Origin of the sequence: Streptomyces sp. NPDC015661 (genome assembly GCF_043077765.1) — a bacterium.
GTDB lineage: Bacteria > Actinomycetota > Actinomycetes > Streptomycetales > Streptomycetaceae > Streptomyces.
This window is the reverse complement of sequence record NZ_JBIBST010000002.1, coordinates 642062-667139: the sequence shown is the minus strand read 5'-3', so window position 1 is coordinate 667139 and position 25078 is coordinate 642062. Positions and strand designations below refer to the sequence as shown.

Below are 25078 nucleotides of genomic sequence, written 5' to 3'. Positions count from 1 at the left end.
CTGTACCGGTGAGCCCGGTCCAGACGCTCCGTTCCACGTGGTCGCGGGACCCCGGCCCTCGGCGAGGGCGGCCGGTCACGGGCCCGGCGCGAGCGGCCGGGTGTTGAATCGCGGCATGCGCATTCTGATCATCACCGCCGGTTCCCGCGGAGACGTCGCGCCCTTCACCGGCCTGGGACGCCGCCTGCTCGACGCGGGCCACGAGGTCGCCGTGGCCTCCCACCCGTCCTTCGCCGCGCTCGTCGGCGGATGCGGCCTCGAACACCGGCCCATGCCCGGAGACCCGGAGGCGCTCCTGCGGGGCTGGTCACGGGCGTCCTCGCGGGAGGAGGCCCAGGCGCTGACGAGGGCGTACGCGGACGGGCTCGCCGACGGGGTGGCGGACGCCGTGGCGGGCGGAGCCGACCTGCTGCTCACGGCCCACGGCCCGGCCCCGCTGAGCCGGACGGCCGGTGAGGCGTTCGGCATCCCGGTCGTCGGCACCTACCTCGTGTCGTCCTTCGCCACCCGGACGTTCGCGCTGCCCCACGCGCGGAGCGACGGAGGCACGGGTCCCGAGGGAAACCTCGCCGCGGGCCGGGACGTGCTCAGGCGCGCCGAAGGGGCGTTCGCCGGCGCCGTGACCCGGCTGCGCGACCGCCTCGGACTCCCCGCCGACACGCCCTCGGCGGCGGCCGGCATCCGGCCGGCCTTCCACGGCTACAGCCCGCTGGTGCTGCCGCGCCCCGAGGACTGGCCGCCCGGCGTCGACGTGACGGGCTACTGGTGGCCCGCGCGGCCGGACCAGTGGCAACCCCCGGCCGAACTGGCCGACTTCCTCCAGGTCGGTCCGCCCCCGGTCTTCCTCGGCTTCGGCAGCATGGCGCCGGGGGAGGGCGAACGGCTCGGCGAACTGGTGACCGCGGCGGTGAAGCGGGCGGGCGTCCGCGCGGTGGTGCAGGCGGGATGGGCCGAGCTGGTCGGCCAGGGCTCCGACGTCCTGGCCGTCGGCGACGTCCCGCACGACTGGCTGTTCCCGCGTACCGCCGCCGTCGTCCACCACGCGGGGGCGGGCACCACCGGGGCCGGACTGCGTGCCGGGGTCCCCGCTGTGCCCGTCCCCGTCATGTACGACCAGCCGTTCTGGGCGGCCCGGCTGCACGCGCTGGGAGTCGCCCCGCGGCCCGTGCCGTTCCAGGACCTCACCGCCGAGGTCCTCGGCGACGCGATCACGACCTGCGTGTCCGAACCGGCCCTCCGCCGGCGCGCGGCCGAACTCGGTCGCGGGATCGCCGCGGAGGACGGCGCGGCCCCGGTGCTCGCCCACATCGCCGCCGTACGCGCCGGGTGACGGACGGAGTGGACCGTACGGGGCGGGGCGCACTGGCCCGCCCCCGGCCCGTCAGGCCACGGCCAGACCCAGGTCGGCCGCCAGACGGGCGCGGTGCCAGGCCGGCGGGCCGAAGAGCTGGGCCGAGCCGTGCGCCCGCTTGAAGTAGCGGTGGGCGTCGTGCTCCCAGGTGATGCCGATGCCGCCGTGCAGCTGGATCATCTCGCCCGCCACCGCCGAGAACGCCTCCGAGCAGGCGGACTTGGCGGCGGCCGCGTGGCGGGACAGCTCCGGGTCGCCCGCGGCGGCGGCGAAGGAGGCGCCGAGCGCCGCCGAGCGCGCCGACTCCACCAGGACGTAGGCGTCCGCGAGGCGGTGCTTGACCGCCTGGAAGGAGCCGATGGGTCGCCCGAACTGGACCCGTTCCTTGGCGTAGGCCAGCGTGAGTTCGAGGCAGCGCGCGGCGGCGCCGACCTGTTCGGCGGCGAGCGCCGTGCAGGCGAGGTCGAGCACGTGCGTGAGCACCCGCTCGGCATCGCCGTCCGCTCCCACGAGCCTGCCCTCCGCCTCCGTGAGCACCACGCGCGCCTGTGCCCGGGTGGAGTCCATCGTCACGGTTGCCGCCCGGTCCACGCCCGTGCCGTCGGCCGGAACCTCGAAGAGCGACACCCCGGCTCCGGTACGGGCGGCGACGAGCAGCACCTCGGCGCCGGCGCCGTCGAGGACGTGCTCCTTGGTCCCGGTGAGCCGCCATGTCCCGCCGGGACCCGCGGTGGCCTCGGCCCGGACCGCCGACGGCTCCCAGGAACCGCCCTCGGCCCAGGCCAGGGCCCCCACCACGGCACCCGAGGCCAGGTCGGGCAGCAACCGCGCGCACGCCTCCGGGTCGCCCGAGGCGAGCAGCGCCTGCACCGTGAGCACCGCGGATCCGAGGTACGGGACGGGGCTCAGGTCGCGCCCCAGCTCCTCCACCACGACGTGGACCTCCCCGGCCCCGTACCCGGCACCGCCGTACTCCTCGGGCACGGCGAGACCCGCGACGCCGATCTGTTCGGTCAGCGGCCGCCAGGCCGTCTCTCCCGGGTGGCGCCCGAGCACGGCCCGTACGGCGGACCGCAGTTCCTCCTGTTCCTCCGTCGGCCTCATGCCTCGGCTCCTCTCGATGTCGTACGGGTACGGGGCTGCTCGTCCGGCGCCGCCGGGTCCTCCGCCGACAGGTCCCGGCCCCGGGTCTCGGCGGTGCGCCACACGGCGAGCGCGGTCACGAGCCCGCAGACGACGGCGAGCACCACGAGGGGCGTGCTGCGGATGTCGTCGGAGGCGGAGAGCAGACTGCCGGCGAACATCGGGGTGAATCCGCCCCCGATGAGAGCGGCCAGCTGGTAGCCGAGCGAGGCGCCGGTGTAGCGGACGCGGGTGCCGAACATCTCGGAGAGCAGCGGGCCCAGCGGCGCGTACATCGCGGACTGCACCACCTGGCCGATGACCATGCCGAGGATCAGCAGCGTGGTCGAGCGCGCGTCGACCAGGGCGTAGACCGGGAAGGCGAGCAGGACGACGCCGGCCGCACCGGCGAGGACCACGGCCCGGCGGCCGACGCGGTCGGACAGCGCGGAGAACAGCGGGATGGTCACCAGGCCGGTGACCGAGGTGAAGAGCAGCCCGGTCATCACCTCGGACGTGGCGTACCCGATGGCCGTGGCGTACGTGAGCATGAACGTGCTGATCAGCGCCGTCAGGGCGAAGGGGCCGATGCCCACGGCACACGCGAGGACGAGATTGCGCGGCTTGCGCAGCACCTGCGCCAGCGGAACACCGGGCGCCTCACCGGCGTCGCCCCGCCGCGCCGCCTGCCGGAACAGCGGGCTCTCCGTGATGCTGACGCGCACGTACAGGCCGATGCCGAGGAGGACCGCGCTGAACAGGAACGGGACGCGCCACCCCCAGGCCAGGAAGGAGTCGTGGGGGAGCAGCGAGACGAGGGTGACGGCGACCGTGGAGAGCAGGAATCCGATGGGGGAGCCCATCTGCATCACGCCGCTCCACAGGCCCCGGCGGCGGGCGTCGGCGTGCTCGACGACCATGAGCGTCGCGCCGCCCCACTCCCCGCCGATGGCGATGCCCTGGACGACGCGGAACAGCACCAGGAGGACGGGCGCGGCGACGCCGATCGTCCCGTACACCGGGAGGACGCCGATCAGGAAACTCGCCACGCCCATGAGGGCCATGGTGAGGACGAGCATGGACTTGCGGCCGAGCCGGTCGCCGAAGTGGCCGAAGACGGCGCCGCCGAGCGGGCGGGCCACATAGCCGGCGGCGAGCGTCCCGAAGGCGGCGATCGTGCCGACGGTGGGATCGGACTCGGGGAAGAACAGCTCGCCGAAGACGAGCGCGGCCATCGTGCCGTAGAGCAGGAAGTCGTAGTACTCGATGACGGTGCCGAGCAGACTCGACAGCGCCACCCTGCGCAGCAGTGCGGGGTCCGAAGGTCTCTCGGGGACGTGCGGGGACGGTGCGGGGGACACGCTGACTCCCGGGTGCGGTAGGGACGGTGGGGACGGGTGAGCGGTGGTGGGCCCGGGTGTGGGGGTTCGGGCCCACTGCCCGGCCCTGGGCGGCGGGCCTGTCCGGGGGACCGCTCAGGACGCGAGGACGCGGGCGCGGCAGGCCGCGGGGGTGCCCCAGGCGTCGCGGAGGGGACGGGCCTTGCGGATCCACAGGGCGAGGTCCAGCTCCTCGGTGTAGCCGACGGCGCCGTGGAGCTGGAGGGCGGTGCGGGCGGCGGCGTACGCGGCCTCGCCCGCCGTGACCTTCGCCGCGGCGATCTCGGCGGAACGGTGGTCCGCGCCCTCCGCGAGGGCCAGCGCGGCCGAGTGGAGCAGGGGCTGGGCGAACTCCAGGACGATGAGCGTGTCCGCGAGGCGGTGCTTCACCGCCTGGAAGGAGCCGATGGCGACCCCGAACTGGGTGCGCTGCTTCACGTACTCCACGGTCCGTTCGAGCAGGGCGCGGCCGAGGCCGAGGGACTGGGCGGCGGTGGCGAGGGCGGCGACCTCGCAGGCGTGCGCGGCGGCGGCCGTCACGGCCGGGCCGCGCGCCAGGACGGCTCCGCCGAGCGGGCGGGCCAGGCGGCGCGCGGGGTCGGCCGAGGGCTGGACGGGGCCGGCCGTCTCCGCCAGGCGCACGGCGTCGTCCTCGACGACGAGGACGGCGTCGGCGGTGTCCGCGTCCAGGGCGTAGGGGCTGCCGGCGGCCGGCACGCACAGGGAGACGAGCGCCTTCCCCGAGGCGATCTGCGGCAGCCAGGTGGCGGCCGCGGCCCCGTCGAGCCGGTCGAGGAAGGCCGCGGCCGCGACCGTCTCGACCAGCGGGCCGGGTACGGCGTGGCGGCCGACTTCGGTGAGGGCGACGGCCAGTTCGACGGGCAGCGGGCCGAGACCGTCGTGCCGTTCCGGCACGGCGAGGGCGAAGAGGCCCGCCTCCGCGAGCCGGGACCAGAGCGCGCGGCCGGGCGCGGTGTCCCCGGCCGCCCAGGCGCGGGCGGCCGCGGGGGTGTCGGCCGCTGTGAGCATGGCGTCGAGGGAGCGGGCGAACTCCCGCTGCTCGTCGTCGAGGAGGAACCGCATCACCGGCGTCCCTTCGGGAGGCCGAGCAGCCGCTCGGCGATGATGTCGCGCTGGATCTCGTTGGTGCCGGCGTAGACGGGGCCGGCGAGGGAGAAGGTGTGGCCCTCGGCCCAGCCGCCGTGCGCTGGCGCGTCCGGCGCGCCGTCGGACAGCTCGCCGTACGGTCCGAGCAGATCGAGGGCGGTCTCGTGGAGCGCGATGTCGAGCTCGGACCAGAAGACCTTGTTGAGGCTGGACTCGGCGCCGATCGAGCCTCCGGCGGCGATGCGTGAGACGCCCGCGTACGCGAACAGCCGGTAGGCGCGGGCGCCGATGACCGCGTCGGCGACCCGGTCGCGCAGGGCGCTGTCGGCGGGATCGGCGGTCTCCCGCCAGAGTGCCGTGAGGCGTTCGGCGGCGGCCGTGAACCGGCCCGGGCTGCGCAGGGTGAGCCCCCGCTCGTTGCCCGCGGTGCTCATCGCGACCCGCCAGCCCTGCCCCGGGGCGCCGATCACGTCCTCGTCGGGCACGAACACCTCGTCGAGGAAGAGCTCCGCGAAGGCGGGCTTGCCGTCGAGACGCCCGATGGGCCGTACGGTCACCCCGTCGGCGTCCAGGGGGAACATCAGGTACGTCAGGCCCTGGTGCGGCTTCGCGGCGTCGGGGTCGCTGCGGAAGAGGCCGAAGGCGCGGTCGGCGAAGGCCGCCCGGGACGACCAGGTCTTCTGGCCGCTCAGGAGCCAGCCGCCGTCGGTCCGCCGGGCCGTGGACCGCAGCGAGGCGAGGTCGGAGCCGGACTCGGGCTCGGACCAGGCCTGGGCCCAGATGACCTCGCCGCTCGCCATGGGGGGCAGGACGCGGGCGCGCTGCTCGTCGGTGCCGTGCTCGAAGAGGGTGGGGGCGAGGAGGTTGATGCCGTTCTGGCTGACGCGGCCGGGGGCGCCGGCCGCGTAGTACTCCTCCTCGAAGACCAGCCACCGGAGGAGCGAGGCGCCCCGGCCGCCGTACTCCTCGGGCCAGGAGACCACCGACCAGCGGTCGGCGGAAAGGGTCCGCTCCCACTTCCGGTGGGCGGCGAAGCCCTCCTCCGTCTCCAGGGAGGGCAGCGGGGTGTCGGGTACGTGGGCGGTGAGCCAGGCGCGGGCCTCGGCCCGGAAGGCGTCCTCCGCCGCGGTGAAGTCGAGGTCCATCAGGCTCCCGCCGCCTTCATCGCTCGTATGTCCATGCCGCCGAGCGCGTCGGGCGCGGTCTCGGCGTTGTGCGCGTGCGCGAGGTGGTGCAGCCCGAAGACCGAGTCCATGCCGGTGTGCAGGCCCTGGAGGTCCTCGGCCTGGTTGACGGCGCGCTTGGTCAGGGCCAGGCCCATGCGGGGCATCTCGGCGATGCGGTTCGCCAACTCCAGGGTCCTCTCCACCAGTTCTCCGGGCGGGACGACCCGGTTGACCATGCCGACCTCGTAGGCGCGCCGGGCGTCCATGCGGTCACCGGTGTAGAGGAACTCCTTGGCGATGCGCGGCGGCATCACCCACGGGTGGGCGAAGTACTCGACGCCGGGGATGCCCATGCGGACCACGGGATCGGCGAAGAACGCGTCCTCGGCGGCGACGATGAGGTCGCACACCCAGGCGAGCATCAGGCCGCCCGCGACGCAGGCGCCCTGCACCGAGGCGATCATGGGCTTGGGCAGTTCGCGCCAGCGTCGGCACATGCCCAGGTAGACCTCGGACTCGCGGGCGAAGCGGCTCTCCGCGCCCTGCTTGTCCGAGTGGTCCCACCAGAGTCCGGCCCGGCGGTCGAACGGCAGGTGGGCGTCCCGCTCGGGGGTGCCGATGTCGTGGCCGGCGGAGAAGTGCCTCCCCGCTCCGGCGAGCACGACGACCTTCACCTCGTCGTCGTCGGCCGCGCGGTAGAAGGCGCGGTCGAGGGCGTAGGTCATCGCGGAGTTCTGGGCGTTGCGGTAATCGGGCCTGTCCATCGTGACCACGGCCACCGGGCCGAGGCGTTCGTAGCGGACCGGGGCCGTGGATGCGGTGCGGGCAGCGGACATCCGCCCTCCTTCCCTAACAAGTGTTTGGTAGGTTAACGTACGGCCATGAGCAACGTCGAGGAGTTCCGCAGAGAGGTCCGCGGCTGGCTGCGCGCCAACCTCACGGGCGAGTTCGCCGCCCTGCGCGGGCGGGGCGGCCCCGGACGGGAACACGAGGCGCACGCCGAACGCCTCGCCTGGGAGCGGCACATGGCCGCCGCCGGCTGGACCTGCGTCGGCTGGCCCAAGGAGTACGGCGGACGGGGTGCGAGCCTCGAACAGCAGGTCGCCTTCCACGAGGAGTACGCGCTCGCCGACGCCCCCGCCCGCGTCAGCCACATCGGCGAACAGCTCCTGGGACCCACCCTCATCGCCTTCGGCACCCCCGAACAGCGCGAGCGCTTCCTCCCGAAGATCGTCAGCGTCGAGGAGCAGTGGTGCCAGGGCTACTCCGAGCCGGACGCCGGCTCGGACCTCGCGAACGTACGGACCCGCGCCGAGCGGGACGGTGAGGAATGGGTGGTGACCGGGCAGAAGGTGTGGACCTCACTCGCCCACGAGGCCGACTGGTGCTTCGTCGTCGCCCGCACCGAACCCGGCTCCACCCGCCACCACGGCCTGTCCTACCTGCTCGTCCCCCTGGACCAGCCGCGAGTGGAGATCCGCCCCATCGTCCAGCTCACCGGGACCTCCGAGTTCAACGAGGTCTTCTTCGACGGGGCCCGCACCCACGCCTCCCACGTCGTCGGCGCCCCCGGCGACGGCTGGCGGGTCGCCATGGCCACCCTCGGCTTCGAGCGCGGCGTGTCCACCCTCGGCCAGCAGGTCGGCTTCCGCCGCGAGCTGGAAGCCCTCATCGAGCTGGCCAAACGCAACGGCGCGGCCGCCGACCCGCTGATCCGCGACCGCATCGCCCGCGCCTGGATCGGCCTGGAGACCATACGGTTCAACGCCCTGCGCATGCTCGACGGCGTCGCCGCCGGAGCCCCGGGACCCGAGGCCTCCATCGGGAAGATCTTCTGGGCCACCTGGCACCGCGAGCTCGGCGAACTCGCCATGGACGTCTGCGGGGCCGCGGGAACGCTGGCCGACGGCGAGCCGTACGACCTCACCGACTGGCAGCGGCTCTACCTCTTCTCCCGCTCCGACACCATCTACGCCGGCTCCAACGAGATCCAGCGGAACATCATCGCCGAGCGCGTCCTCGGCCTGCCCAAGGAGGTCCGCCCATGACCGGCACCCCACCCCCCTACGTGCCGGGCCACGGTCTGCTCGCCGGCCGCGACGCCGTCGTCACCGCCGCCGCCGGCGCCGGCATCGGGGGCGCCACCGCCAGGCGGCTCCTGGAAGAGGGTGCGCGGGTCGTCATCTCCGACGCCCACGCCCGCAGACTCAAGGAGTCCGAGGCCGAACTCGCCGCCGAGTTCGGCGCCGACCGCGTCGCCGCCCTGCCCTGCGACGTCACCGACGAGACCCGGGTCGCCGCCCTGTTCGACCTCGCGGTCGAGCGCCACGGACGCCTCGACATCGTCGTCAACAACGCCGGACTCGGCGGCACCGCCGACCTCGTCGACATGGCCGACGAACAGTGGGACAAGGTCCTCGACGTCACCCTCAACGGCACCTTCCGCTGCACCCGGGCCGCACTGCGCCGGATGAAGGAAGCGGGCGCCGGGGGAGTCGTCGTCAACAACGCCTCGGTGATCGGCTGGCGAGCCCAGAAGGGACAGGCCCACTACGCCGCCGCCAAGGCCGGCGTCATGGCGCTCACCCGCTGCGCCGCCCTGGAGGCCGCCGAGTACGGCGTACGGGTCAACGCCGTCTCCCCGAGCCTGGCCATGCACCCGCACCTGGTGAAGGTCACCACCCCCGAACTCCTCGAGGAGCTGACCTCCCGCGAGGCCTTCGGTCGCTACGCCGAACCCTGGGAGGTGGCCAACGTGATCGTCTTCCTGGCCAGCGGCTACTCCTCGTACCTGACGGGCGAGGTCCTCTCCGTCAGCAGCCAGCACCCGTGAGACCGGCGCCGGAACGGCGCCGCGAAATCCTGGACACCGCGGCCGAGGTGTTCGCCGCCCAGGGGTACGACGCCACCACCGTCCGCCGCATCGCCGACGCGGCCGGCCTGCTCGCGGGCAGCCTCTACTACCACTTCGACTCCAAGGAGTCGATGCTCGACGAGATCCTCCGCGCCTTCCTGGACGAGCTGTGGGCCCGGTACGACACCGTGCTCGGCGCGCTGCTCGGCCCCCGGGAGACCCTGGAGGCCCTCGTCACCGAATCCTTCCGGGAGATCGACCGGCACCGTGCCGCCGTCGCCATCTACCAGAAGGAGTCCAGGCACCTGCGGGAGCAGCCGCGCTTCGGTTACCTCGCCGGCTCCCAGCGGAGATTCGAGGAGGCCTGGCTCAGGACCCTGGAGCGCGGCGTGGCCGCCGGGGTCTTCCGCACCGACCTCGACGTCCGGCTCACCTACCGCTTCGTGCGCGACACCGTCTGGGTCGCCGCGTCCTGGTACCGGCCGGACGGACAGCACAGCCCGGAGGAGATCGCCCGCCAGTACCTGTCCATGGTGCTGGAGGGCATCGCCCCCGCCACCCGTACATGACATGACAAAATAGACATCGAAGAAGGAGCGGTCATGGCCGAGGCCTACATCGTCGAAGCGGTACGCACCCCGGTCGGCCGGCGGAACGGCGGACTGTCCGCCGTCCACCCGGCCGACCTCGGAGCACACGTCCTCAAGGCGCTGATGGAGCGCTCGGGCGCCGACCCGGCCGCCGTCGAGGACGTCGTCTTCGGCTGCCTGGACACCGTCGGCCCGCAGGCCGGCGACATAGCCCGTACCGCCTGGCTGGCCGCCGGACTGCCCGAGGAGGTGCCCGGCACGACCGTGGACCGGCAGTGCGGCTCCTCCCAGCAGGCCCTGCACTTCGCCGCGCAGGGCGTCCTGTCCGGCACCCAGGACCTGGTGGTCGCGGGCGGCGTGCAGAACATGTCGATGATCCCCATCGCCTTCGCCAGCCGCCAGGCCGCCGACCCGCTCGGGCTCACCGAGGGCCCGTACATCGGCTCCGAGGGCTGGCGCGCCCGCTACGGCGACCAGCCCGTCAACCAGTTCCACGGCGCCGAACTCATCGCCGCCAAGTGGGACATCTCCCGCCGGGACATGGAGGAGTTCGCCCTGCGCTCGCACCGACGGGCCGCCCGCGCCATCGACGAGGGCCGCTTCGACCGCGAGATCGTCCCGTACGGGGACGTCACCACCGACGAGGGCCCGCGCCGCGACACCACCCTGGAGAAGATGGCCGGCCTCAATCCGCTGGTCGAGGGCGGCCGCCTGACCGCCGCGGTCTCCTCGCAGGTCTCCGACGGGGCCTCGGCGATGCTGATCGCCTCGGAGCGCGCCGTACGGGAACACGGCCTGACACCGCGCGCCCGCGTCCACCACCTGTCCGTCCGCGGCGAGGACCCCATCCGCATGCTGTCCGCCCCCATCCCGGCGACGGCGTACGCGCTGAAGAAGGCCGGGATGACGCTCGACGACATCGACCTGGTGGAGATCAACGAGGCCTTCGCCTCGGTCGTCCTGGCCTGGCTGAAGGAGACCGGCGCCGACCCGGAGAAGGTCAACGTCAACGGCGGGGCCATCGCCCTCGGCCACCCGCTCGGCGCCACCGGCACCAAGCTGATGACCACCCTCCTCCACGAACTGGAGCGCACCGGCGGCCGCTACGGCCTCCAGACCATGTGCGAGGGCGGCGGCCAGGCCAACGTGACGATCATCGAGCGCCTCTGACCGGCGAGGCCCCGGCCACGGACGGGACGATCACCGTGCGTCTGTGACGCCGGGGCCGAAGAGCTGCTGCCAGACCGCGTGATCGGTGCGGGGGCCTCCCGGGGTCTCCGCGCCGTACACCTCGATCTCCGCCTCGATGTCCAGCGGGCGGGTGGGCGAGGTCATCGCCGAGAGCTCCCCGGCGACGGCCGCGTCGGGGACCAGCCAGCACACCTCGAACTCGATGCCGTCCGGGTCCCGGGCGTAGAGCGCCTTCGTCGAGGCGTGGTTGCTCGCCCCGCTCAGGGCCCCCGCCTCGGTCAGCCGGGTCCGCATGCGCCGCAGCTCGGCCAGGGTGTCCACCTCCCAGGCCAGGTGGTACAGGCCGACCCGCCCGGCGCGCTGCCCGGAGCCCGGCTCGGGGGACTGGAACAGACCGAGGTCGTGGTCGTTGGCGGAGCCCGCCGCCTGGAGGAAGGCAGCCCCGGGGAACGCCTGCGGCAGAGGCCGGAATCCGAGGACGTCGCGGTAGAAGGCGAGGCTGCGCTCCAGGTCGGAGACGAAGAGGACGGCGTGGTTCAGCCGCTGGATCGGCATGGCGGTTCCGTTCGGGTCAGGTGCGGAGGAGTTCGGGTCGAGACACATGTCCGCCGGGGTGAAGGTACCCCGGCGGACATGTTCGTGTGCGTGACGGTTCAGCCCGCGGCGGGCAGGGCGCGGAGCGCCGCCTGCGCCTCGGCCATCAGACGGTCGACGAGTTCGGCGCAGGACGGCAGGTCCTCGATCAGGCCGGCGACCTGGCCGGAGGCCATCACACCCAGGTCGGTGCGGCCCTCGACCATGGACGCCTTGAGCAGCATCGGGGTGTTGGCGGCCAGCAGGATCTGGCTCCACGTCAGGTCCTTGCCGTGCTTCATCGCCAGGCCGTCGCGGACCATCTGCGGCCAGCTCATCCCGGACTCGCGCCGGAACGCCGCCGCGTGCCGCACCGCCCGCAGCAGCGAGGCCGCCCGGCCCGAGCGCTCCAGGGCGTCGACCAGCTCCGTGCGCAGCATGCGGTGCGGCAGCCCGTCCACCTTCGTCGTGACGGTGACGTCCGTGACGGCGGCGGCGAGGTAGCGGGCCTTCACGGCGTCGGGGACCGTGCTGTCGGAGGTGAGCAGGAAGCGCGTGCCCATCGCGATCCCGGCGGCCCCGTAGGAGAGCGCCGCGACCAGGCCGCGTCCGTCGTGGAAGCCGCCGGCCGCGACGACCGGGATGTCCACGGCGTCCACGACCTGCGGGAGCAGCACGGTGGTGGCGACGCTGCCGGTGTGGCCGCCGCCCTCCCCGCCCTGCACGATCACCGCGTCGGCACCCCAGGCCGCGACCTTCTCGGCATGCCGCCTGGCGCCGATGGAAGGGATCACGACGACCCCCGCGTCCTTGAGGCGCGCGATGAGCTCGCGGGACGGGGCGAGCGCGAAGGAGGCGACCTTCACGCCCTCGTCGACGATGATCCGCGCGCGCTCGGCGGCGTCCCCGGCGTCCGCGCGCAGGTTCACGCCGAAGGGCGCGTCCGTACGGGACTTCACCTCGCGCACCGCGGAGCGGAGCTGGTCGACGGTCATCGTCGCCGAGGCCAGGATGCCGAGCGCCCCGGCGTTGGCGGTGGCCGAGACCAGGCGGGGACCGGCCACCCAGCCCATGCCGGTCTGCACCACGGGGTGGCGCACCCCGACGAGTTCGGTGAGCCGGGTGGCGATCGTGACGTCGCTCACGAGGGGACCTCCCGGTCGCGCAGCCCCTTCGGGTCGATCTCCTCGCGGATCAGCCGCAGTTCCTCGGCGGTGGGTTCACGGGTGTACGGCACCTCGTCGGGGACGGTCAGCGCGAAGCCGGTCGCCGCGAGGACCTCCTCGACCGTGACGCCGGGGTGCAGCGAGCGCAGCCGCATGGTGCGGTCCGGGGTCTCGAAGTCGAAGACGCCGAGGTCGCTGATGACGTCCGGGAGGCGGTGGTAGCGGGTCGCCGAGGGGCCGGCCGCCGCGGCCCGGTCGTAGCCGACGCCGGAGACCATGTCGACCCGCTCGACGAAGACGCGCGTCGAGTGCTTGGGGACCCAGTAACTGGTCGGGTTGTTGAGGGTGTTGACCGGTGCGCCGCGCACGCCCAGGAGCTGGCGCTTCGGCCGCGTCCAGTCGCCGATGCAGCTGATGTTCTGGTTGCCGTACCGGTCGAGCTGGCTCGCGCCCATCATCACGTGCCGGCGCCCGGTGGCGACCATGGCCAGGTGCTGGCGGTACGGCAGCCAGCCCTCCACCACCCGCGGCGCGGCGCCGATCGCCGGGACGTCGGCGACGAGCAGCGCCTCGCCGTCGGTCAGCAGCAGCTCGGGGGAGAACGTGAGCTTCGCGAGACGGGCGCCGATCATCGGGACCGTGCCCATCGGACTGGCGAGGACCTCGCCCGCGTCCCGCCAGGCCTCGGCGCAGGCGACGACGCAGTACTCGGCCCGCGTGGCCGTGGTGGTGCTGTCGGTGCCGCTCACGCTTCCTCCTTCTGGAACGCCGCGACCGCGGCCTGGTAGGCGTCCTCGTCGCCGGACAGGAACCGGGCGGTGAACTCCCGCCAGGCCTCCGGGTCCCGGGCCGCCTTCACATAGGCGCGCTGGAAGGCCTCGTCCCGGTCGTAGTCGGGGGCGCAGGAGGTGAAGTGCGCGCCGTTCGGGGTCTCCACGACACCGTCCACGAACGCGCGCTTGAGCAGCAGCGACTGCGGCCCCGCGTCCTTGAGCAGCTCCGAGGTCTCCACGATCCGCTCGCAGGAGACGTACGCGGCGTCGGCGGCCTCGCAGAACAAGTCGTCGAAGTACGGGTCGGGGCCCAGGTACTGGCCGTTGCCGTGCCCATCGGCACGGTTGAGGTGCACGAGGGCGGCGTCCAGGTGCAGCGCGGGGACGGCGACGAGCTCCTCGCGGTCGTCGTACGGGGACCTCACCGTCCGCAGCGAGGGGTTGACGGTCATCACGTCCGAGGCGAGCCCGGCTCGGATGGGCATGAAGGGCAGCCGGTGCACGGCGGCGGTCAGGCCCCACATGACCATCGCCTCGTCCAGCTCCACCAGTTCGAAGTCACCGCGCTGCCGGGCCGCGCCGAAATGCGGCTCCAGGGGTATGGAGTCGAGCGTGGCGAAGGCCGCGACCAGCTTGCGAATCTTCCCGGCCGCGGCCAGCAGCCCGACGTCCGGGCCGCCGTACGAGACCACGGTCAGATCGGTGAGGTCCGACCGCAGCAGCGCCCTCACCAGCGCCATCGGCTTGCGCCGCGAGCCCCATCCGCCGATGCCGATCGTCATCCCGCTGCGGAGCCGGCCCACGACCTCCTCGGCGGTCATCGTCTTGTCCCTGCTCACGACTGCTGCTCCTTGTCCGTGTCGGTTCCGGCGTTCCCGCCGAAGGTGTCGCGGACCCGGTCGGCGACACCGCTGAGGTTGGCCTCGAAGGTGAAGCCCTGCTCGAAGCGGTAGCTGCGGTGGACGTCCACCGGGTCGATGCCGTTGATCGCGGCCTTGGCGAGCCGGATCAGCTGTCCGTCCTTGGCGGCGATCTCCCGCGCGAGTTCGAGCGCCGCCTCGTGCAGCCGCTCGCGCGGGACGACCCGCCAGACCGAGCCGTGCCGGTGCAGCTCCTCGGCGGTGACCGTGCGCGAGGTGTAGTACAGGGCCCGCATCAGCTGCTGCGGGACGAGCCGGGCCAGGTGCGTGGCCGCGCCGAGCGCGCCCCGGTCCAGCTCGGGCAGGCCGAAGGTCGCGTCCTCGGAGGCGACGATCGCGTCGGCGTTGCCGACCAGGCCGATGCCGCCGCCGAGGCAGAAGCCGTGCACGGCGGCGACCACCGGGACCTCGCAGTCGTAGACGGCGGCGAAGGCCTCGTAACAGCCGCGGTTGGCGCCCAGGAGGGCGTCGTGCCCGGCCGTGCGCTGGATCTCCTTGATGTCGACGCCGGCGTTGAAGCCGCGGCCCTCCGCGGTGAGGACGACGCAGCGCACCTCGGGATCGGCCCCCGCGGCGCGTACCGCGGCGGCGAGGTCGTACCAGCCCTGTACGGGGAGGGCGTTGACCGGGGGGAAGTCGACGGTGACGACGGCGATGCCCTTGTCCGGGGCGGAGGTGGAGACACCCATGAGCAGATCAGCTACCTTTCCACCAAACGTTTGTTAGGTGGAAGATAGCAGCGGTTCGCCCGCTGCGGGAGGTGTCCCTTGCCAGTCACCATCGATCTGACGGGATCCGTCGCCGTCGTCACCGGCGGCACACGAGGCGTCGGCGCCGGGATCGCCGGCGCCCTGCTCGAAGCCGGCGCAGAGGTCGTGACCTGCGCGCGACGGGCCCCCGAGAAGCCCGTCGAGGCGGGCGGGCGCACCGCCCGCTTCCTCCCCCTCGACCTGCGCGACCCGGCCGCCGTCACGGAGTTCTTCGACCGGGTGCGGGGGGAGTACGGCAGGCTGGACGTCCTGGTCAACAACGCCGGGGGAACCCCGTTCCGGATGCTCGCCGAGGGCAGCGCCGAGCAACAGGCCCGCGTCCTCGAACTGAACCTCGTCGCCCCGCTGACCGCCTCCCTCGCCGCGTACGAGGTGATGCGCCGTCAGCCCGGCGGCGGATCCGTCATCATGATCGGCAGCGTCAGCGGCACCCGCCCCTCACCGGGCAGCGCCGCGTACGGAGCCGCCAAGGCGGGCCTCGACAACCTCGCCCGCTCCATGGCGGTCGAATGGGCACCGCTGGTGCGGGTCAACACGCTCGTCCCCGGCATGGTCCGCACCGAACTCTCCCATCTGCACTACGGGGACGAGGACGGCATCGCCTCCGTCGGCCGCACCGTGCCGCTCGGACGGCTCGCCGAGCCCTCCGACATCGGCGACGCCTGTGTCTTCCTCGCCTCCGAACAGGCCGCGTACATCAGCGGCGCCAGCCTGCTCGTCCACGGAGGCGGGGAACGCCCGGCCTTCCTGGACGCGGCCACGGTCAACCACTGAACCCACCCGTTTCTCTTCGAATTCTCTTCGAAAGGCACCCACCATGACAGGACTGTGCAACGGACGCGTCGTCATCGTCACCGGCGCCGGGCGCGGACTCGGCCGCGCGCACGCGCTCGCCTTCGCCGCCGAGGGCGCCAAGGTCGTCGTCAACGACCTCGGCGTCGGCCTCGACGGCACCGGAGGCGGCGCGGCGCCCGCCCAGCAGGTCGTCGACGAGATCGTCGCCTCGGGCGGCGAGGCGGTCGCCCACGGCGGCGACATCGCCACCTCCGACGGTGCGGCCTCGCTCGTCGCCACCGCCCTGGACGCCTTCGGCCGCCTCGACACCCTCGTCAACAACGCCGGCTTCCTGCGCGACCGCATGCTCGTCAACCTCGACGAGGACGACTGGGACGCCGTCATGCGCGTCCACCTCAAGGGCCACTTCCTGCCGCTCAAGCACGCCGCCGCCTACTGGCGGGCGGAGGCCAAGGCGGGGCGCGAGCCCGTCGCGCGGGTCATCAACACCAGCTCCGGCGCGGGGCTGCTCGGCAGCGTCGGCCAGGGCAACTACTCCGCCGCGAAGGCCGGGATCGTCGGCCTCACGCTCGTCGCCGCGGCCGAGATGGGCCGGTACGGGGTCCAGGTCAACGCGATCGCGCCCGCGGCCCGGACCCGGATGACCGAGCAGACGTTCGCCGAGACGATGGCCGCGCCTTCCGGGGCCGGCTTCGACGCGATGGCCCCGGAGAACGTCTCCCCCCTCGTGGTCTGGCTGGGCTCCGCGGCCTCGGCCGGCGTCACGGGGCGCGTCTTCGAGGCCGAGGCGGGCCGGATCACGGTCATGGAGGGGTGGCGGCCGGGCCCGACGGCGGACAAGGGCGGGCGGTGGAGCGCGGCGGAGGCGGGGGAGACGGCCCTGAAGCTCCTGTCCACCACGGAACCCCCCCACCCGCCATACGGCACCCGCTGACCGCGTCCCCCCCCGTTGTGGCCACGCGTTCCGCCGGGGCGGTGCCCCCGCCCACCCCGTTGTGGGCAGGCGTTCCGCAAGGGGCGGTGCCCACCCGCCGCCCCCGTTGTGGGCAGGCGTTCCGCAAGGGGCGGAACGGGTGGGCACAACGGACCCGCGCCCTGCCGGCGCCAGAGGCTCCCGCGCCTGAACCCGCACCACGTTGTGCACCGCCGCTTGTGGTGCGGGCCAGGGCGCGGAACGCGGAGGCGCCGCTGAAGGGCGCCGTCCCGTGTGCCCACCCGTCCCGCCCCAGCGGGACGATTGCCCACACGGGCGGGGCGCGGGCCCACACGGGCGGGGCGCGTGCCCACACGGGCGGGGCGCGTGCCCACACGGCGGTGGGCGCGGGCCCACACGGGCGGGACTCGGGCCCACACGGGTGGGGCGCGGGCCCACACGGGCGCGGGGCGCGAGACCACACGGCGGTGGGCGCGGGCCCACACGGTGGTGCGGTGGTGGGCACCGGTCACGCCGGGCACGGGCCCACGGCGGCCGGCGAGGGCACCGGCCTCGTGGGCCCGGGCCGCGCGGCCGGAGGCACCGCGTCGCCCACACGGGCGCAGGGCCCGGCGGCCCGGGAGCAAGCACCCTCGTCGCGGGCCGGCCCGCGGGGCTTTCCCGCTCACCGGGAACGGGCGCTCCCGGCAGGCCGCCGCCCCGGCCTAGCCTCCCCGGACAGCCCCAACCGCCCCGTAGGGCCTGCCCGAGGAGGGACCCGCCATGCTCACGGACCGCCAGAGACACGAGGCGGCCGAGCTGCTCCGCTCCGCCGAACAGCACGTCTCGCCGATCGCCCCGCTGACCGAGGCCTTCCCCGGCATCGGCACCGAGGACGCGTACGAGATCCAGCTCGTCAACATCCGCCACCGCCTCGCGGCCGGAGCGGAGGTGCGCGGTCACAAGGTCGGCCTGTCCTCCCCGGTCATGCAGCGGATGATGGGCGTCGACGAACCGGACTACGGGCATCTGCTCCACGACATGGAGCTGCGGTCCGACATCGCCGTCCGCGCCGCCCGCTACTGTCAGCCGCGCGTCGAGGTCGAGGTCGGCTTCGTCCTCGGCGACGACCTGCCGGGCGAGACCTGCACCCCGGCGGACGTCCTCGCCGCCACCGAGCGCGTCGTTCCCGCCCTGGAGCTGATCGACAGCAGGATCCGCGACTGGCGGATCACCATCGCCGACACCATCGCGGACAACGCCTCCTCCGCCGGATACGTCATCGGCGAGGGCCGCGACCCCCGCGATCTCGACCTCAAGGCGATCGACGCCCGGCTGACCAGCGGTGGCGAGCTTCTCGCCGAGGGCCGCAGCGACGCCGTGCTCGGTGACCCGACCCTCTCCGTCGCCTGGCTCGCCCGGACCGTCGCCCGCTTCGGCGTGCCCCTGAAGAAGGGGCACGTGGTCCTGCCCGGTTCCTGCACCCGGGCCGTCGACGTGACGGCCGGGGCGACCTTCACCGCCGAGTTCAGCGGCCTTGGCTCCGTCTCCCTCTCGTTCATCTGAGGTGATCATGACCATCAAGACAAAGGCGACCGCCGCCATCGTCGGATCCGGCAACATCGGCACCGACCTGCTCCACAAGCTCCAGCGCTCCGCGTACGTCGAACCCCGCTGGATGATCGGCGTCGACCCCGAAAGCGAGGGCCTCGCCCGTGCCGCCCGGGCCGGCCTGGAGGCCAGCCACGAAGGCGTCGACTGGCTCCTCGCCCAGGACGAGAAGCCCGACATCGTCTTCGAGGCGACCAGCGCCTACGTCCACCGGGCCAACGCCCCCCGCTACGCCGAACTCGGCATCAAGGCGGTCGACCTGACACCGGCCGCCGTCGGCCCCGCCGTCGTGCCGCCCGCCAATCTCCGCGAGCACCTCGACAAGACGAACGTCAACATGATCACCTGCGGCGGACAGGCCACCATCCCCATGGTGTACGCGGTCTCCCGCGTCGTCCCCGTCCCGTACGCGGAGATCGTCGCCTCGGTGGCCTCCGTCTCGGCCGGCCCCGGAACCCGCGCGAACATCGACGAGTTCACCCGTACCACCTCGCGCGGCATCGAGACCATCGGCGGCGCCGAGCGCGGCAAGGCCATCATCATCCTCAACCCGGCCGAACCGCCCGTCGTCATGCGCGACACGGTGTTCTGCGCCATCCCCGAGGACGCCGACCGGGACGCCATCGCCCTCTCCGTCAAGGAGATCGCCGAGCAGGTCGCCTCGTACGTCCCCGGCTACCGGCTGCGCGCCGAGCCGCAGTTCGACGACCCCAGCCCGGAGAACGGCGGGATGGCCCGCGTCGCGATCTTCCTGGAGGTGGAGGGCGCCGGCGACTACCTGCCGCCCTACGCCGGAAACCTCGACATCATGACCGCCGCCGCCACCAAGGTCGGCGAGGAGTTCGCCAAGGCGATCCTCGCCCCCGGCGCGTAAGGAGCACCCCCATGCCCTACTCGGACACCCTCGACATCCGCGTCACCGACTCCTCGCTGCGCGACGGTTCGCACGCCAAGCGCCACCAGTTCACCGCCGAGGACGTACGGTCGATCGTCGCCGCCCTCGACGACGCCGGCGTCCCCGTCATCGAGGTGACGCACGGCGACGGGCTCGGCGGATCGTCCTTCAACTACGGCTTCTCCAGGACTCCCGAACAGGAGCTCATCAAGGTCGCGGTGGACACCGCGCGGCGGGCACGCATCGCCTTCCTCATGCTCCCCGGACTCGGCGTCAAGGACGACATCCGGGCCGCCCACGGCAACGGCGCGAGCATCTGCCGCATCGCCACCCACTGCACCGAGGCCGACATCGCCGACCAGCACTTCGGACTCGCCCGCGAGAGGGGCCTGGAGACCGTCGGCTTCCTGATGATGGCCCACTCCACGACCCCCGAGAAGCTGGCACGCCAGGGCCGCATCATGGCCGACGCGGGCTGCCAGTGCGTGTACGTGGTCGACTCCGCCGGCGCCATGGTCATGGACGACGTCACCGCCCGCGTCGAGGCCCTGGTCTCCGAGCTCGGCGGCGACGCCCAGGTCGGCTTCCACGGCCACGAGAACCTGGCCCTCGGCACCGGAAACTCCATCGCCGCCATCAAGGCCGGAGCCCTCCAGATCGACGGCTCCACCCGCCGGCTCGGCGCCGGCGCGGGCAACACCGCCGTCGAGGCCCTCGTCGCCGTCTGCGCCAAGATGGGCATCCGTACCGGCATCGACGTACTGAAGATCATCGACGCGGCCGAGGACGTGGTCCGCCCCGTCATGGACGACGAGTGCAGGCTCGACCGGCTCGCCCTGCTCATGGGCCACGCCGGCGTCTACTCCAGCTTCCTCAAGCACGCCTACCGGCAGGCCGAGCGCTACGGCGTCTCCGGCGCCGAGATCCTCCTGCGCGCGGGCGAACGCCGACTCGTCGGCGGCCAGGAGGACCAGCTCATCGACATCGCCGTGGAACTCGCCGCACAGAACTGAACCGACGGAACCAGGAGGAAAGAGATGACTGCTCTCAACGACGAGGTCAGGGTCATCGAGACGGGCAGGCCGCCGGCGCGGTTCGCCCGGGGCTGGCACTGCCTCGGCCTCGCCGAGACCTTCAAGGACGGAAAGCCGCACGAGATCGAGGCCTTCGGCACCAAGCTGGTGGTCTTCCGGGGCGAGGACGACGGGCAGCTGCACGTCCTCAACGCCTACTGTCCGCACATGGGCGGCAACCTCGCCCAGGGCACCGTCAAGGGCGACGCCGTCGCCTGCCCCTTCCACGACTGGCGCTGGTCGGGCAACGGCCGCTGCGCCGGCATCCCGTACGCCCGTCGCGTCCCGCCGCGCGCCAGGACCCGCGCCTGGACCTCCCTGGAGCGCAACAAGCAGCTCTTCGTCTGGAACGACCCCGAGGGCAACCCGCCGCCCCCCGAGGTGACCGTTCCCGAGATCGCGGGCATCCACGGCCCGGACGCCGACCAGTGGAGCGACTGGACCTGGAAGACCCTCCGGGTCGAGGGCGCCAACTGCCGCGAGATCGTCGACAACGTCGTGGACATGGCGCACTTCTACTACGTCCACTACGCGTTCCCCGAGTACTTCAAGAACGTCTTCGACGGCCACGTCGCCACCCAGTACATGGAGAGCAGCCCCCGCGGGGACATGGAGCTGGGCACCCTCAGCTCCGGCCGCCTGCGCTCCGACGCCTCCTACTTCGGCCCCTCGTACATGATCGACCACCTCTACAGCGACGTCGGCGGCGGCGCGGAGATGGAGATCGTCCTGATCAACTGCCACTACCCGATCGACGCGAACAGCTTCCTGCTCCAGTACGGGGCGATCGTGAAGCGGCTCCCCGGGATGACCGACGAGCAGGCCGCCGAGGCCGCGCGGCTCACCGCCGAGGGAGCCACCGTCGGCTTCGAGCAGGACGTGGAGATCTGGCAGAACAAGACCAGGATCGACAACCCCCTGCTCACCGAGGAGGACGGTCCCGTCTACCAGCTGCGGCGCTGGTACGAGCAGTTCTACGTGGACGTCGCCGACGTCAAGGACGAGATGACCCGCCGCTTCGAGTTCGAGATCGACACCCAGCGCGCCAACGCGGCATGGCGCGCCGAGGTCGAGGAGAACCTGGCGCGCCGCGCGGCGGAGACCGGAACCGGAGCCTGACATGCGAGCGGTGGAGTGCGCGGCCTGCGGCAACCAGGTCCTGTGCGAGAAGTTCAGCGTCGCCCACACCTCCGTGCAGTGGACGGCCGACGCGGCCGTCGCCTGCGCGGAGTTCCGCGACCGGGTCGGCCCCGGCGGGACCACCGCCCGGATGCGGACCTGCCGGGCCCTGCGGGCGAGCATCGACCGGGCGGTCGAGGACGGAACCCTGACGGTGAGCACTCTGGAGTCCTCGGAGGCCGTCGATGTCTGAGCCCACGACCGGGTCCCGCACCCACCGGCTGCGCGTCGTCGAGGTCGTCGCCGAGACGGCCGACGCGCACTCCCTGGTGCTCCAGGCACCACCGGAGAGCGCCGACCGCTTCACGTACCGCCCCGGGCAGTTCCTCACCCTGAAACTGCCCGGCGCGGACGGGAGGCCGGCCGCCCGCTGCTACTCCCTCGCCAGCTCGCCCCACACCGGCGAGCCCCTGAAGATCACCGTCAAACGGGTCGCGGGCGGGTACGGCTCCAACTGGGTCTGCGACCGGCTCGCGGCGGGCGACGAGCTGGAGGTGCTGCCCCCGGCCGGCACCTTCACCCCGGACTCCCTCGACGAGGACCTCCTGCTCGTCGCCGGAGGCAGCGGCATCACCCCCGTCCTGTCGATCGCCAAATCGGCCCTGGCCGAGGGCCGGGGCCGGGTGGTGCTGCTGTACGCCAACCGCGACGAGTCCTCCGTCGTCTTCCGCGACGAACTGCGCGCACTGACCCAGGACCATCCGCACCGGCTGCTCGTGGTCCACTGGCTGGAGTCCCTCCAGGGCCTGCCCTCCGTGGACCGCCTCGCCGCCACGCTCGCGCCGTACGCCGGCCGCGAGGCCTTCGTCTGCGGCCCGCAGCCGCTCATGGACGCCGTCGAGCAGGCCCTGCGCACGCTCGGCACGCCCGGCGACCGCATCCACCGGGAGCGCTTCTTCTCCCTCGGCGCGGACGTCTTCGACGCCCCGGCGGTGCCGAGCGGCACCGCGGCCGAGGGGAGCGGCACGGCCGAGGTCGAGCTGGACGGCGAGATCCACACCGTCGCCTGGCCGGCGACGGCACCCCTGCTCGACGTCCTCCTGGCCGCGGGCGTGGACGCCCCGTACTCCTGCCGGGAGGGCGCCTGCAGCGCCTGCACCTGCCGTGTCGTGGCGGGCGAGGTCAAGATGCTCCGCAACGACGTCCTGGACGACCAGGACCTCGCCGAGGGGTACGTGCTGGCCTGCCAGGCCCTGCCCCTCACCGACCGGGTCGAGATCACCTACTCCTGAGGAGGAGACCGCCATGTCCCGAACCTGTCTGGTCACCGGAGCGGCCTCCGGCATCGGCGAGGCCACCGCGGCCCTCCTGCGGGAGCGGGGCCACACCGTCATCGGCGCCGACCTCACCGACGGCGACATCCGCGCCGACCTGGCCACGGCCGAGGGCCGGGCCGAACTCGTCGCCCGGGCCCGCGAGCTGACCGGCGGCCGTCTCGACGCCGTCGTCTCCTGCGCGGGCGTCGCCCACTTCGACCCGCTCACGATCAGGGTCAACCACTTCGGCGCCGTGGCCACGCTCGACGGTCTGCGTCCGCTGCTCGCGGCCGGCACCGATCCGCGGGCCGTGGTCGTGGGATCCATCGACTCCGTCCACCCGACCGACCCCGCGATCGTGGACGCCGCGCTCGCCGGCGACGAAGCGGCGGCGGTGGCCGCCGCACGGGCGGCCGTCGACCGCGGCGAGGGGCACCTCGTCTACTCCTCGTCGAAGGCGGCGATCTCCCGCTGGGTCCGCCGCGCCGCCCCCACCCAGGGCTGGGCCGGCGCGGGCGTCCCGCTCAACGCCGTGGCCCCGGGCGTGGTCGTCACGCCCCTGACCCGGCCGCTGCTCGACGACCCGGAGATGCGGGGGCTCGTGGAGAAGAGCGTGCCGATGCCGCTGCACGGCCACGCCCGTCCCGAGCAGATCGCCCCGCTGATCGCGTGGCTGGCCTCGCCCGAGAACGCCCTGGTGACCGGGCAGGTGGTCTTCGCCGACGGCGGCGCCGACGCGGTCCTGCGCGGTGACCGCAGCTGGTGAGCACACCGGAACCGGACGGCCAGGGGCACCCGCACGGGTGCCCCTGGCCGCACGCGCCTGGCCGTACTCGCAGCCGTACCCGTACCCGTACCCGTACCCGTACCCGTACCGGTCCGGGTCGCAGTACCCGTACCCGTACCCGTACCCGTACTCGTACCCGGACCCGTTCTCGTCCCTATCCGTAGCCCTCATTCGTCACGAGGAGACGCCCGTGAATCCCCGTACGCTCGAACGCTCCGCCGTTCTCCCGGCCACCCCCGACGCCGTGTGGGCGGTCGTCGGAGACTTCGGCGCCCTCGCCGACTGGCACCCCCACGTGCCGCCGTCCACCCTCGAGGCCGACGGCGACCCCGCCGCCCCCGGCACCGTCCGGGTCTTCGCGGTCGACGGCGTGGCCGTCGCCCGGGAGCGTCTGCTCGACCGCGACGCCGCCGCGCGCTCGTACCGCTACACCCTTCTCGAACCCGTCATGCTCCCGGTCCGGGACTATGTGGCGACGCTCGCCGTGCGTCCGCACCCCGACGGTGCCGAGGTCCGGTGGTCCGCCTCCTACCGGAGCGCGGACGACGTCGTCGCCCAGGTGGAGGCGGTCTTCGGGGACGGCACCTACGGCACGGGGCTCGCCGCCCTGCGGGCGCGCTTCACATCCAGTCGCTGAAGCGCAGCCAGGCCATCATGTTGTCCATCGAGGGCTGCGGAAGCCCCACGGCGGACCCCGCGTCGGCCGGCCGGTCCCGCTTCTCCGACTGACGCCCCGGCCCGAACATCGACTGCCACACCGACCGCGCGCAGCCGCGCACGGCCGGCGAGAGCCGTTCCATCTCCCGGTGGACGCCGTGGCCGCTCACCGAGATCGCTGCGATGGCGCGGCCCGCGCCGCGCAGCGGAGCGGCCACGCAGAACACCCCGCGGTACCCCTCCTCGTGGTCGAAGGCCACGCCGCGTTCCCGCGTCATCGCCAGCTCGCGGCGGAAGGACTCGGGGCGGGTGAGCGTGCGGGGGGTACGCGGCCGCAGCCCGTCCCGTATGACCTGCTCCACCGGCCCGCTGTCGCCGAAGGCCAGGATCGCCTTCCCCGAGGCCGTGCAGTACGCCGGCTGCCGTCCGCCCATGCGCGAGGGCACGACGGAGTCGTCCGAGCCGCCGATCCGCTCCAGATAGACCACCTCGGAGCCGTCGAGCACGGTGAGGTGCACCAGATGGCCGGTGGACTCGTGCAGCGCGTGGAGATGGGGGAGCGCCGCCCGGCGGAGCCGGTTGTGGTGCGAGGCCATCGCGCCGAGCTCCAGCATGCCCATGCCCAGCCGGTAGTCGCGGCCCTCGCGCTCCAGCCAGCGCAGCTGCACCAGCTGATCGAGGATGCGGTGCGCCGAGGAGCGGCGGATGCCCGAACGCTGCACGACCTCGGTGAGGGTCAGCCGGGGCCCCGCGCTCTCGAAGGCGCTCAGCACCTTCGCCGCCTTCTCCAGCAGGGACAGCGGCGGCATCCCGGCCTCGACAGCCTCGACAGCACTGGTCGTCATCGGCACCTCCCACACGGACAGCACAGCCGATCGGCCCCTGCCTGGGTCCGTAATCTCCGGTATTGCGTGGAGATTGCCAGAGGATCACAGCGCTGTGAAGAGGGA

Annotated in this window: 26 protein-coding genes; 15 read left to right on the top strand and 11 right to left on the bottom strand. The window is 73.3% G+C overall.

The window, feature by feature from the left end:
- The first annotated feature begins 115 nt into the window (after positions 1-115).
- A complete protein-coding gene (locus tag ACF07V_RS07580; protein ID WP_392152061.1) occupies positions 116-1330 on the top strand; it encodes a glycosyltransferase in 1215 nt (404 codons plus the stop codon).
- Between the two features lie 51 nt (positions 1331-1381).
- On the opposite strand, the gene ACF07V_RS07575 is transcribed toward ACF07V_RS07580, so the two are convergent.
- The 5 genes from ACF07V_RS07575 to ACF07V_RS07555 all read right to left on the bottom strand — a co-directional run bounded on the left by ACF07V_RS07575 (position 1382) and on the right by ACF07V_RS07555 (position 6961).
- Positions 1382-2455 carry an acyl-CoA dehydrogenase family protein gene (locus ACF07V_RS07575; RefSeq protein WP_392152060.1) on the bottom strand — a complete coding sequence of 358 codons (1074 nt, stop codon included), beginning with the start codon at positions 2453-2455 and terminating at the stop codon, positions 1382-1384.
- Positions 2452-3834 (bottom strand): MFS transporter, encoded by a 1383-nt coding sequence (locus tag ACF07V_RS07570; RefSeq protein ID WP_392152058.1) that lies wholly within the window; start codon positions 3832-3834, stop codon positions 2452-2454. The genes ACF07V_RS07575 and ACF07V_RS07570 overlap by 4 nt, the downstream gene beginning before the upstream one ends.
- Before the next feature lie 114 nt (positions 3835-3948).
- Positions 3949-4935: an acyl-CoA dehydrogenase family protein gene (locus ACF07V_RS07565; RefSeq protein ID WP_392152386.1), complete on the bottom strand. Its 987-nt coding sequence runs from the start codon at positions 4933-4935 to the stop codon at positions 3949-3951.
- Positions 4935-6104: an acyl-CoA dehydrogenase family protein gene (locus ACF07V_RS07560; protein ID WP_392152057.1), complete on the bottom strand. Its 1170-nt coding sequence runs from the start codon at positions 6102-6104 to the stop codon at positions 4935-4937. The genes ACF07V_RS07565 and ACF07V_RS07560 overlap by 1 nt, the downstream gene beginning before the upstream one ends.
- A complete protein-coding gene (locus ACF07V_RS07555) occupies positions 6104-6961 on the bottom strand; it encodes an enoyl-CoA hydratase (protein WP_392152055.1) in 858 nt (285 codons plus the stop codon). The genes ACF07V_RS07560 and ACF07V_RS07555 overlap by 1 nt, the downstream gene beginning before the upstream one ends.
- 45 nt (positions 6962-7006) lie before the next feature.
- On the opposite strand from ACF07V_RS07555, the gene ACF07V_RS07550 reads away from it, so the two are divergent.
- Genes ACF07V_RS07550 through ACF07V_RS07535 form a run of 4 tightly spaced genes read left to right on the top strand, consistent with a single transcriptional unit; the run spans position 7007 to position 10739 of the window.
- Positions 7007-8173: an acyl-CoA dehydrogenase family protein gene (locus tag ACF07V_RS07550; RefSeq protein ID WP_392152053.1), complete on the top strand. Its 1167-nt coding sequence runs from the start codon at positions 7007-7009 to the stop codon at positions 8171-8173.
- Positions 8170-8958 carry an SDR family oxidoreductase gene (locus tag ACF07V_RS07545; RefSeq protein WP_392152051.1) on the top strand — a complete coding sequence of 263 codons (789 nt, stop codon included), beginning with the start codon at positions 8170-8172 and terminating at the stop codon, positions 8956-8958. The genes ACF07V_RS07550 and ACF07V_RS07545 overlap by 4 nt, the downstream gene beginning before the upstream one ends.
- On the top strand, positions 8955-9548 hold the full coding sequence (locus tag ACF07V_RS07540; protein ID WP_392152049.1) for a TetR/AcrR family transcriptional regulator: 594 nt from the start codon (positions 8955-8957) through the stop codon (positions 9546-9548). Before ACF07V_RS07545 ends, ACF07V_RS07540 begins: the two co-directional genes overlap by 4 nt.
- Before the next feature lie 33 nt (positions 9549-9581).
- A complete protein-coding gene (locus tag ACF07V_RS07535) occupies positions 9582-10739 on the top strand; it encodes an acetyl-CoA C-acetyltransferase (RefSeq protein ID WP_392152047.1) in 1158 nt (385 codons plus the stop codon).
- Between the two features lie 30 nt (positions 10740-10769).
- Here ACF07V_RS07535 and ACF07V_RS07530 read toward each other — a convergent pair whose 3' ends face one another.
- The 5 genes from ACF07V_RS07530 to ACF07V_RS07510 form a co-directional block, all read right to left on the bottom strand.
- Positions 10770-11315, bottom strand: a complete 546-nt coding sequence (locus ACF07V_RS07530; protein ID WP_392152046.1) for a VOC family protein — start codon at positions 11313-11315, stop codon at positions 10770-10772.
- 98 nt (positions 11316-11413) lie between these two features.
- Complete coding sequence (locus ACF07V_RS07525; protein ID WP_392152385.1) at positions 11414-12463, bottom strand: NAD(P)H-dependent flavin oxidoreductase; 1050 nt, start codon at positions 12461-12463, stop codon at positions 11414-11416.
- An 11-nt stretch (positions 12464-12474) separates the two neighbouring features.
- Positions 12475-13248, bottom strand: a complete 774-nt coding sequence (locus tag ACF07V_RS07520; protein ID WP_392152044.1) for a CoA-transferase subunit beta — start codon at positions 13246-13248, stop codon at positions 12475-12477.
- Positions 13245-14093 carry a CoA transferase subunit A gene (locus ACF07V_RS07515; RefSeq protein ID WP_392152383.1) on the bottom strand — a complete coding sequence of 283 codons (849 nt, stop codon included), beginning with the start codon at positions 14091-14093 and terminating at the stop codon, positions 13245-13247. The genes ACF07V_RS07520 and ACF07V_RS07515 overlap by 4 nt, the downstream gene beginning before the upstream one ends.
- Before the next feature lie 14 nt (positions 14094-14107).
- Positions 14108-14881 carry an enoyl-CoA hydratase family protein gene (locus ACF07V_RS07510; protein WP_392152043.1) on the bottom strand — a complete coding sequence of 258 codons (774 nt, stop codon included), beginning with the start codon at positions 14879-14881 and terminating at the stop codon, positions 14108-14110.
- 78 nt (positions 14882-14959) lie between these two features.
- On the opposite strand from ACF07V_RS07510, the gene ACF07V_RS07505 reads away from it, so the two are divergent.
- The 10 genes from ACF07V_RS07505 to ACF07V_RS07460 all read left to right on the top strand — a co-directional run bounded on the left by ACF07V_RS07505 (position 14960) and on the right by ACF07V_RS07460 (position 24108).
- Positions 14960-15736, top strand: a complete 777-nt coding sequence (locus tag ACF07V_RS07505) for an SDR family oxidoreductase (protein WP_392152041.1) — start codon at positions 14960-14962, stop codon at positions 15734-15736.
- Positions 15737-15779: 43 nt separating this feature from the next.
- A complete protein-coding gene (locus ACF07V_RS07500; RefSeq protein ID WP_392152039.1) occupies positions 15780-16691 on the top strand; it encodes an SDR family oxidoreductase in 912 nt (303 codons plus the stop codon).
- 762 nt (positions 16692-17453) lie between these two features.
- Complete coding sequence (locus tag ACF07V_RS07495; protein WP_392152037.1) at positions 17454-18236, top strand: 2-keto-4-pentenoate hydratase; 783 nt, start codon at positions 17454-17456, stop codon at positions 18234-18236.
- A gap of 7 nt (positions 18237-18243) precedes the next feature.
- A complete protein-coding gene (locus ACF07V_RS07490; RefSeq protein WP_392152035.1) occupies positions 18244-19155 on the top strand; it encodes an acetaldehyde dehydrogenase (acetylating) in 912 nt (303 codons plus the stop codon).
- A gap of 11 nt (positions 19156-19166) precedes the next feature.
- Positions 19167-20189 carry a 4-hydroxy-2-oxovalerate aldolase gene (gene dmpG, locus ACF07V_RS07485; RefSeq protein WP_392152034.1) on the top strand — a complete coding sequence of 341 codons (1023 nt, stop codon included), beginning with the start codon at positions 19167-19169 and terminating at the stop codon, positions 20187-20189.
- A gap of 24 nt (positions 20190-20213) precedes the next feature.
- Positions 20214-21368, top strand: a complete 1155-nt coding sequence (locus tag ACF07V_RS07480; protein ID WP_392152032.1) for a Rieske 2Fe-2S domain-containing protein — start codon at positions 20214-20216, stop codon at positions 21366-21368.
- Position 21369: 1 nt separating this feature from the next.
- Positions 21370-21621, top strand: coding sequence for a hypothetical protein (locus ACF07V_RS07475; RefSeq protein ID WP_392152031.1), 252 nt, complete (start codon positions 21370-21372; stop codon positions 21619-21621).
- The gene (locus tag ACF07V_RS07470) at positions 21614-22660 is read left to right on the top strand and encodes a 2Fe-2S iron-sulfur cluster-binding protein (protein ID WP_392152029.1); all 1047 of its coding nucleotides are present in this window, start codon (positions 21614-21616) and stop codon (positions 22658-22660) included. Before ACF07V_RS07475 ends, ACF07V_RS07470 begins: the two co-directional genes overlap by 8 nt.
- 13 nt (positions 22661-22673) lie before the next feature.
- On the top strand, positions 22674-23450 hold the full coding sequence (locus tag ACF07V_RS07465; RefSeq protein WP_392152027.1) for an SDR family oxidoreductase: 777 nt from the start codon (positions 22674-22676) through the stop codon (positions 23448-23450).
- A 211-nt stretch (positions 23451-23661) separates the two neighbouring features.
- Positions 23662-24108, top strand: a complete 447-nt coding sequence (locus ACF07V_RS07460) for an SRPBCC family protein (protein ID WP_392152025.1) — start codon at positions 23662-23664, stop codon at positions 24106-24108.
- Here ACF07V_RS07460 and ACF07V_RS07455 read toward each other — a convergent pair.
- Positions 24092-24973, bottom strand: coding sequence for an IclR family transcriptional regulator (locus tag ACF07V_RS07455; RefSeq protein WP_392152023.1), 882 nt, complete (start codon positions 24971-24973; stop codon positions 24092-24094). The two genes, ACF07V_RS07460 and ACF07V_RS07455, sit on opposite strands and share 17 nt — an antisense overlap.
- Between the last annotated feature and the right edge of the window lie 105 nt (positions 24974-25078).

What these genes read in the sequence shown, in the direction of transcription:
- ACF07V_RS07580 (WP_392152061.1), top strand. Translation starts at nt 116, where the DNA reads ATGCGCATTCTGATCATCACCGCCGGTTCCCGCGGAGACGTCGCGCCC.
- ACF07V_RS07575 (WP_392152060.1), bottom strand. Translation starts at nt 2,455, where the DNA reads ATGAGGCCGACGGAGGAACAGGAGGAACTGCGGTCCGCCGTACGGGCC.
- ACF07V_RS07565 (WP_392152386.1), bottom strand. Translation starts at nt 4,935, where the DNA reads ATGCGGTTCCTCCTCGACGACGAGCAGCGGGAGTTCGCCCGCTCCCTC.
- ACF07V_RS07560 (WP_392152057.1), bottom strand. Translation starts at nt 6,104, where the DNA reads ATGGACCTCGACTTCACCGCGGCGGAGGACGCCTTCCGGGCCGAGGCC.
- ACF07V_RS07555 (WP_392152055.1), bottom strand. Translation starts at nt 6,961, where the DNA reads ATGTCCGCTGCCCGCACCGCATCCACGGCCCCGGTCCGCTACGAACGC.
- ACF07V_RS07550 (WP_392152053.1), top strand. Translation starts at nt 7,007, where the DNA reads ATGAGCAACGTCGAGGAGTTCCGCAGAGAGGTCCGCGGCTGGCTGCGC.
- ACF07V_RS07545 (WP_392152051.1), top strand. Translation starts at nt 8,170, where the DNA reads ATGACCGGCACCCCACCCCCCTACGTGCCGGGCCACGGTCTGCTCGCC.
- ACF07V_RS07535 (WP_392152047.1), top strand. Translation starts at nt 9,582, where the DNA reads ATGGCCGAGGCCTACATCGTCGAAGCGGTACGCACCCCGGTCGGCCGG.
- ACF07V_RS07530 (WP_392152046.1), bottom strand. Translation starts at nt 11,315, where the DNA reads ATGCCGATCCAGCGGCTGAACCACGCCGTCCTCTTCGTCTCCGACCTG.
- ACF07V_RS07515 (WP_392152383.1), bottom strand. Translation starts at nt 14,093, where the DNA reads ATGACCGCCGAGGAGGTCGTGGGCCGGCTCCGCAGCGGGATGACGATC.
- ACF07V_RS07510 (WP_392152043.1), bottom strand. Translation starts at nt 14,881, where the DNA reads ATGGGTGTCTCCACCTCCGCCCCGGACAAGGGCATCGCCGTCGTCACC.
- ACF07V_RS07500 (WP_392152039.1), top strand. Translation starts at nt 15,780, where the DNA reads ATGACAGGACTGTGCAACGGACGCGTCGTCATCGTCACCGGCGCCGGG.
- ACF07V_RS07495 (WP_392152037.1), top strand. Translation starts at nt 17,454, where the DNA reads ATGCTCACGGACCGCCAGAGACACGAGGCGGCCGAGCTGCTCCGCTCC.
- ACF07V_RS07490 (WP_392152035.1), top strand. Translation starts at nt 18,244, where the DNA reads ATGACCATCAAGACAAAGGCGACCGCCGCCATCGTCGGATCCGGCAAC.
- dmpG (WP_392152034.1), top strand. Translation starts at nt 19,167, where the DNA reads ATGCCCTACTCGGACACCCTCGACATCCGCGTCACCGACTCCTCGCTG.
- ACF07V_RS07480 (WP_392152032.1), top strand. Translation starts at nt 20,214, where the DNA reads ATGACTGCTCTCAACGACGAGGTCAGGGTCATCGAGACGGGCAGGCCG.
- ACF07V_RS07475 (WP_392152031.1), top strand. Translation starts at nt 21,370, where the DNA reads ATGCGAGCGGTGGAGTGCGCGGCCTGCGGCAACCAGGTCCTGTGCGAG.
- ACF07V_RS07470 (WP_392152029.1), top strand. Translation starts at nt 21,614, where the DNA reads ATGTCTGAGCCCACGACCGGGTCCCGCACCCACCGGCTGCGCGTCGTC.
- ACF07V_RS07465 (WP_392152027.1), top strand. Translation starts at nt 22,674, where the DNA reads ATGTCCCGAACCTGTCTGGTCACCGGAGCGGCCTCCGGCATCGGCGAG.
- ACF07V_RS07455 (WP_392152023.1), bottom strand. Translation starts at nt 24,973, where the DNA reads ATGACGACCAGTGCTGTCGAGGCTGTCGAGGCCGGGATGCCGCCGCTG.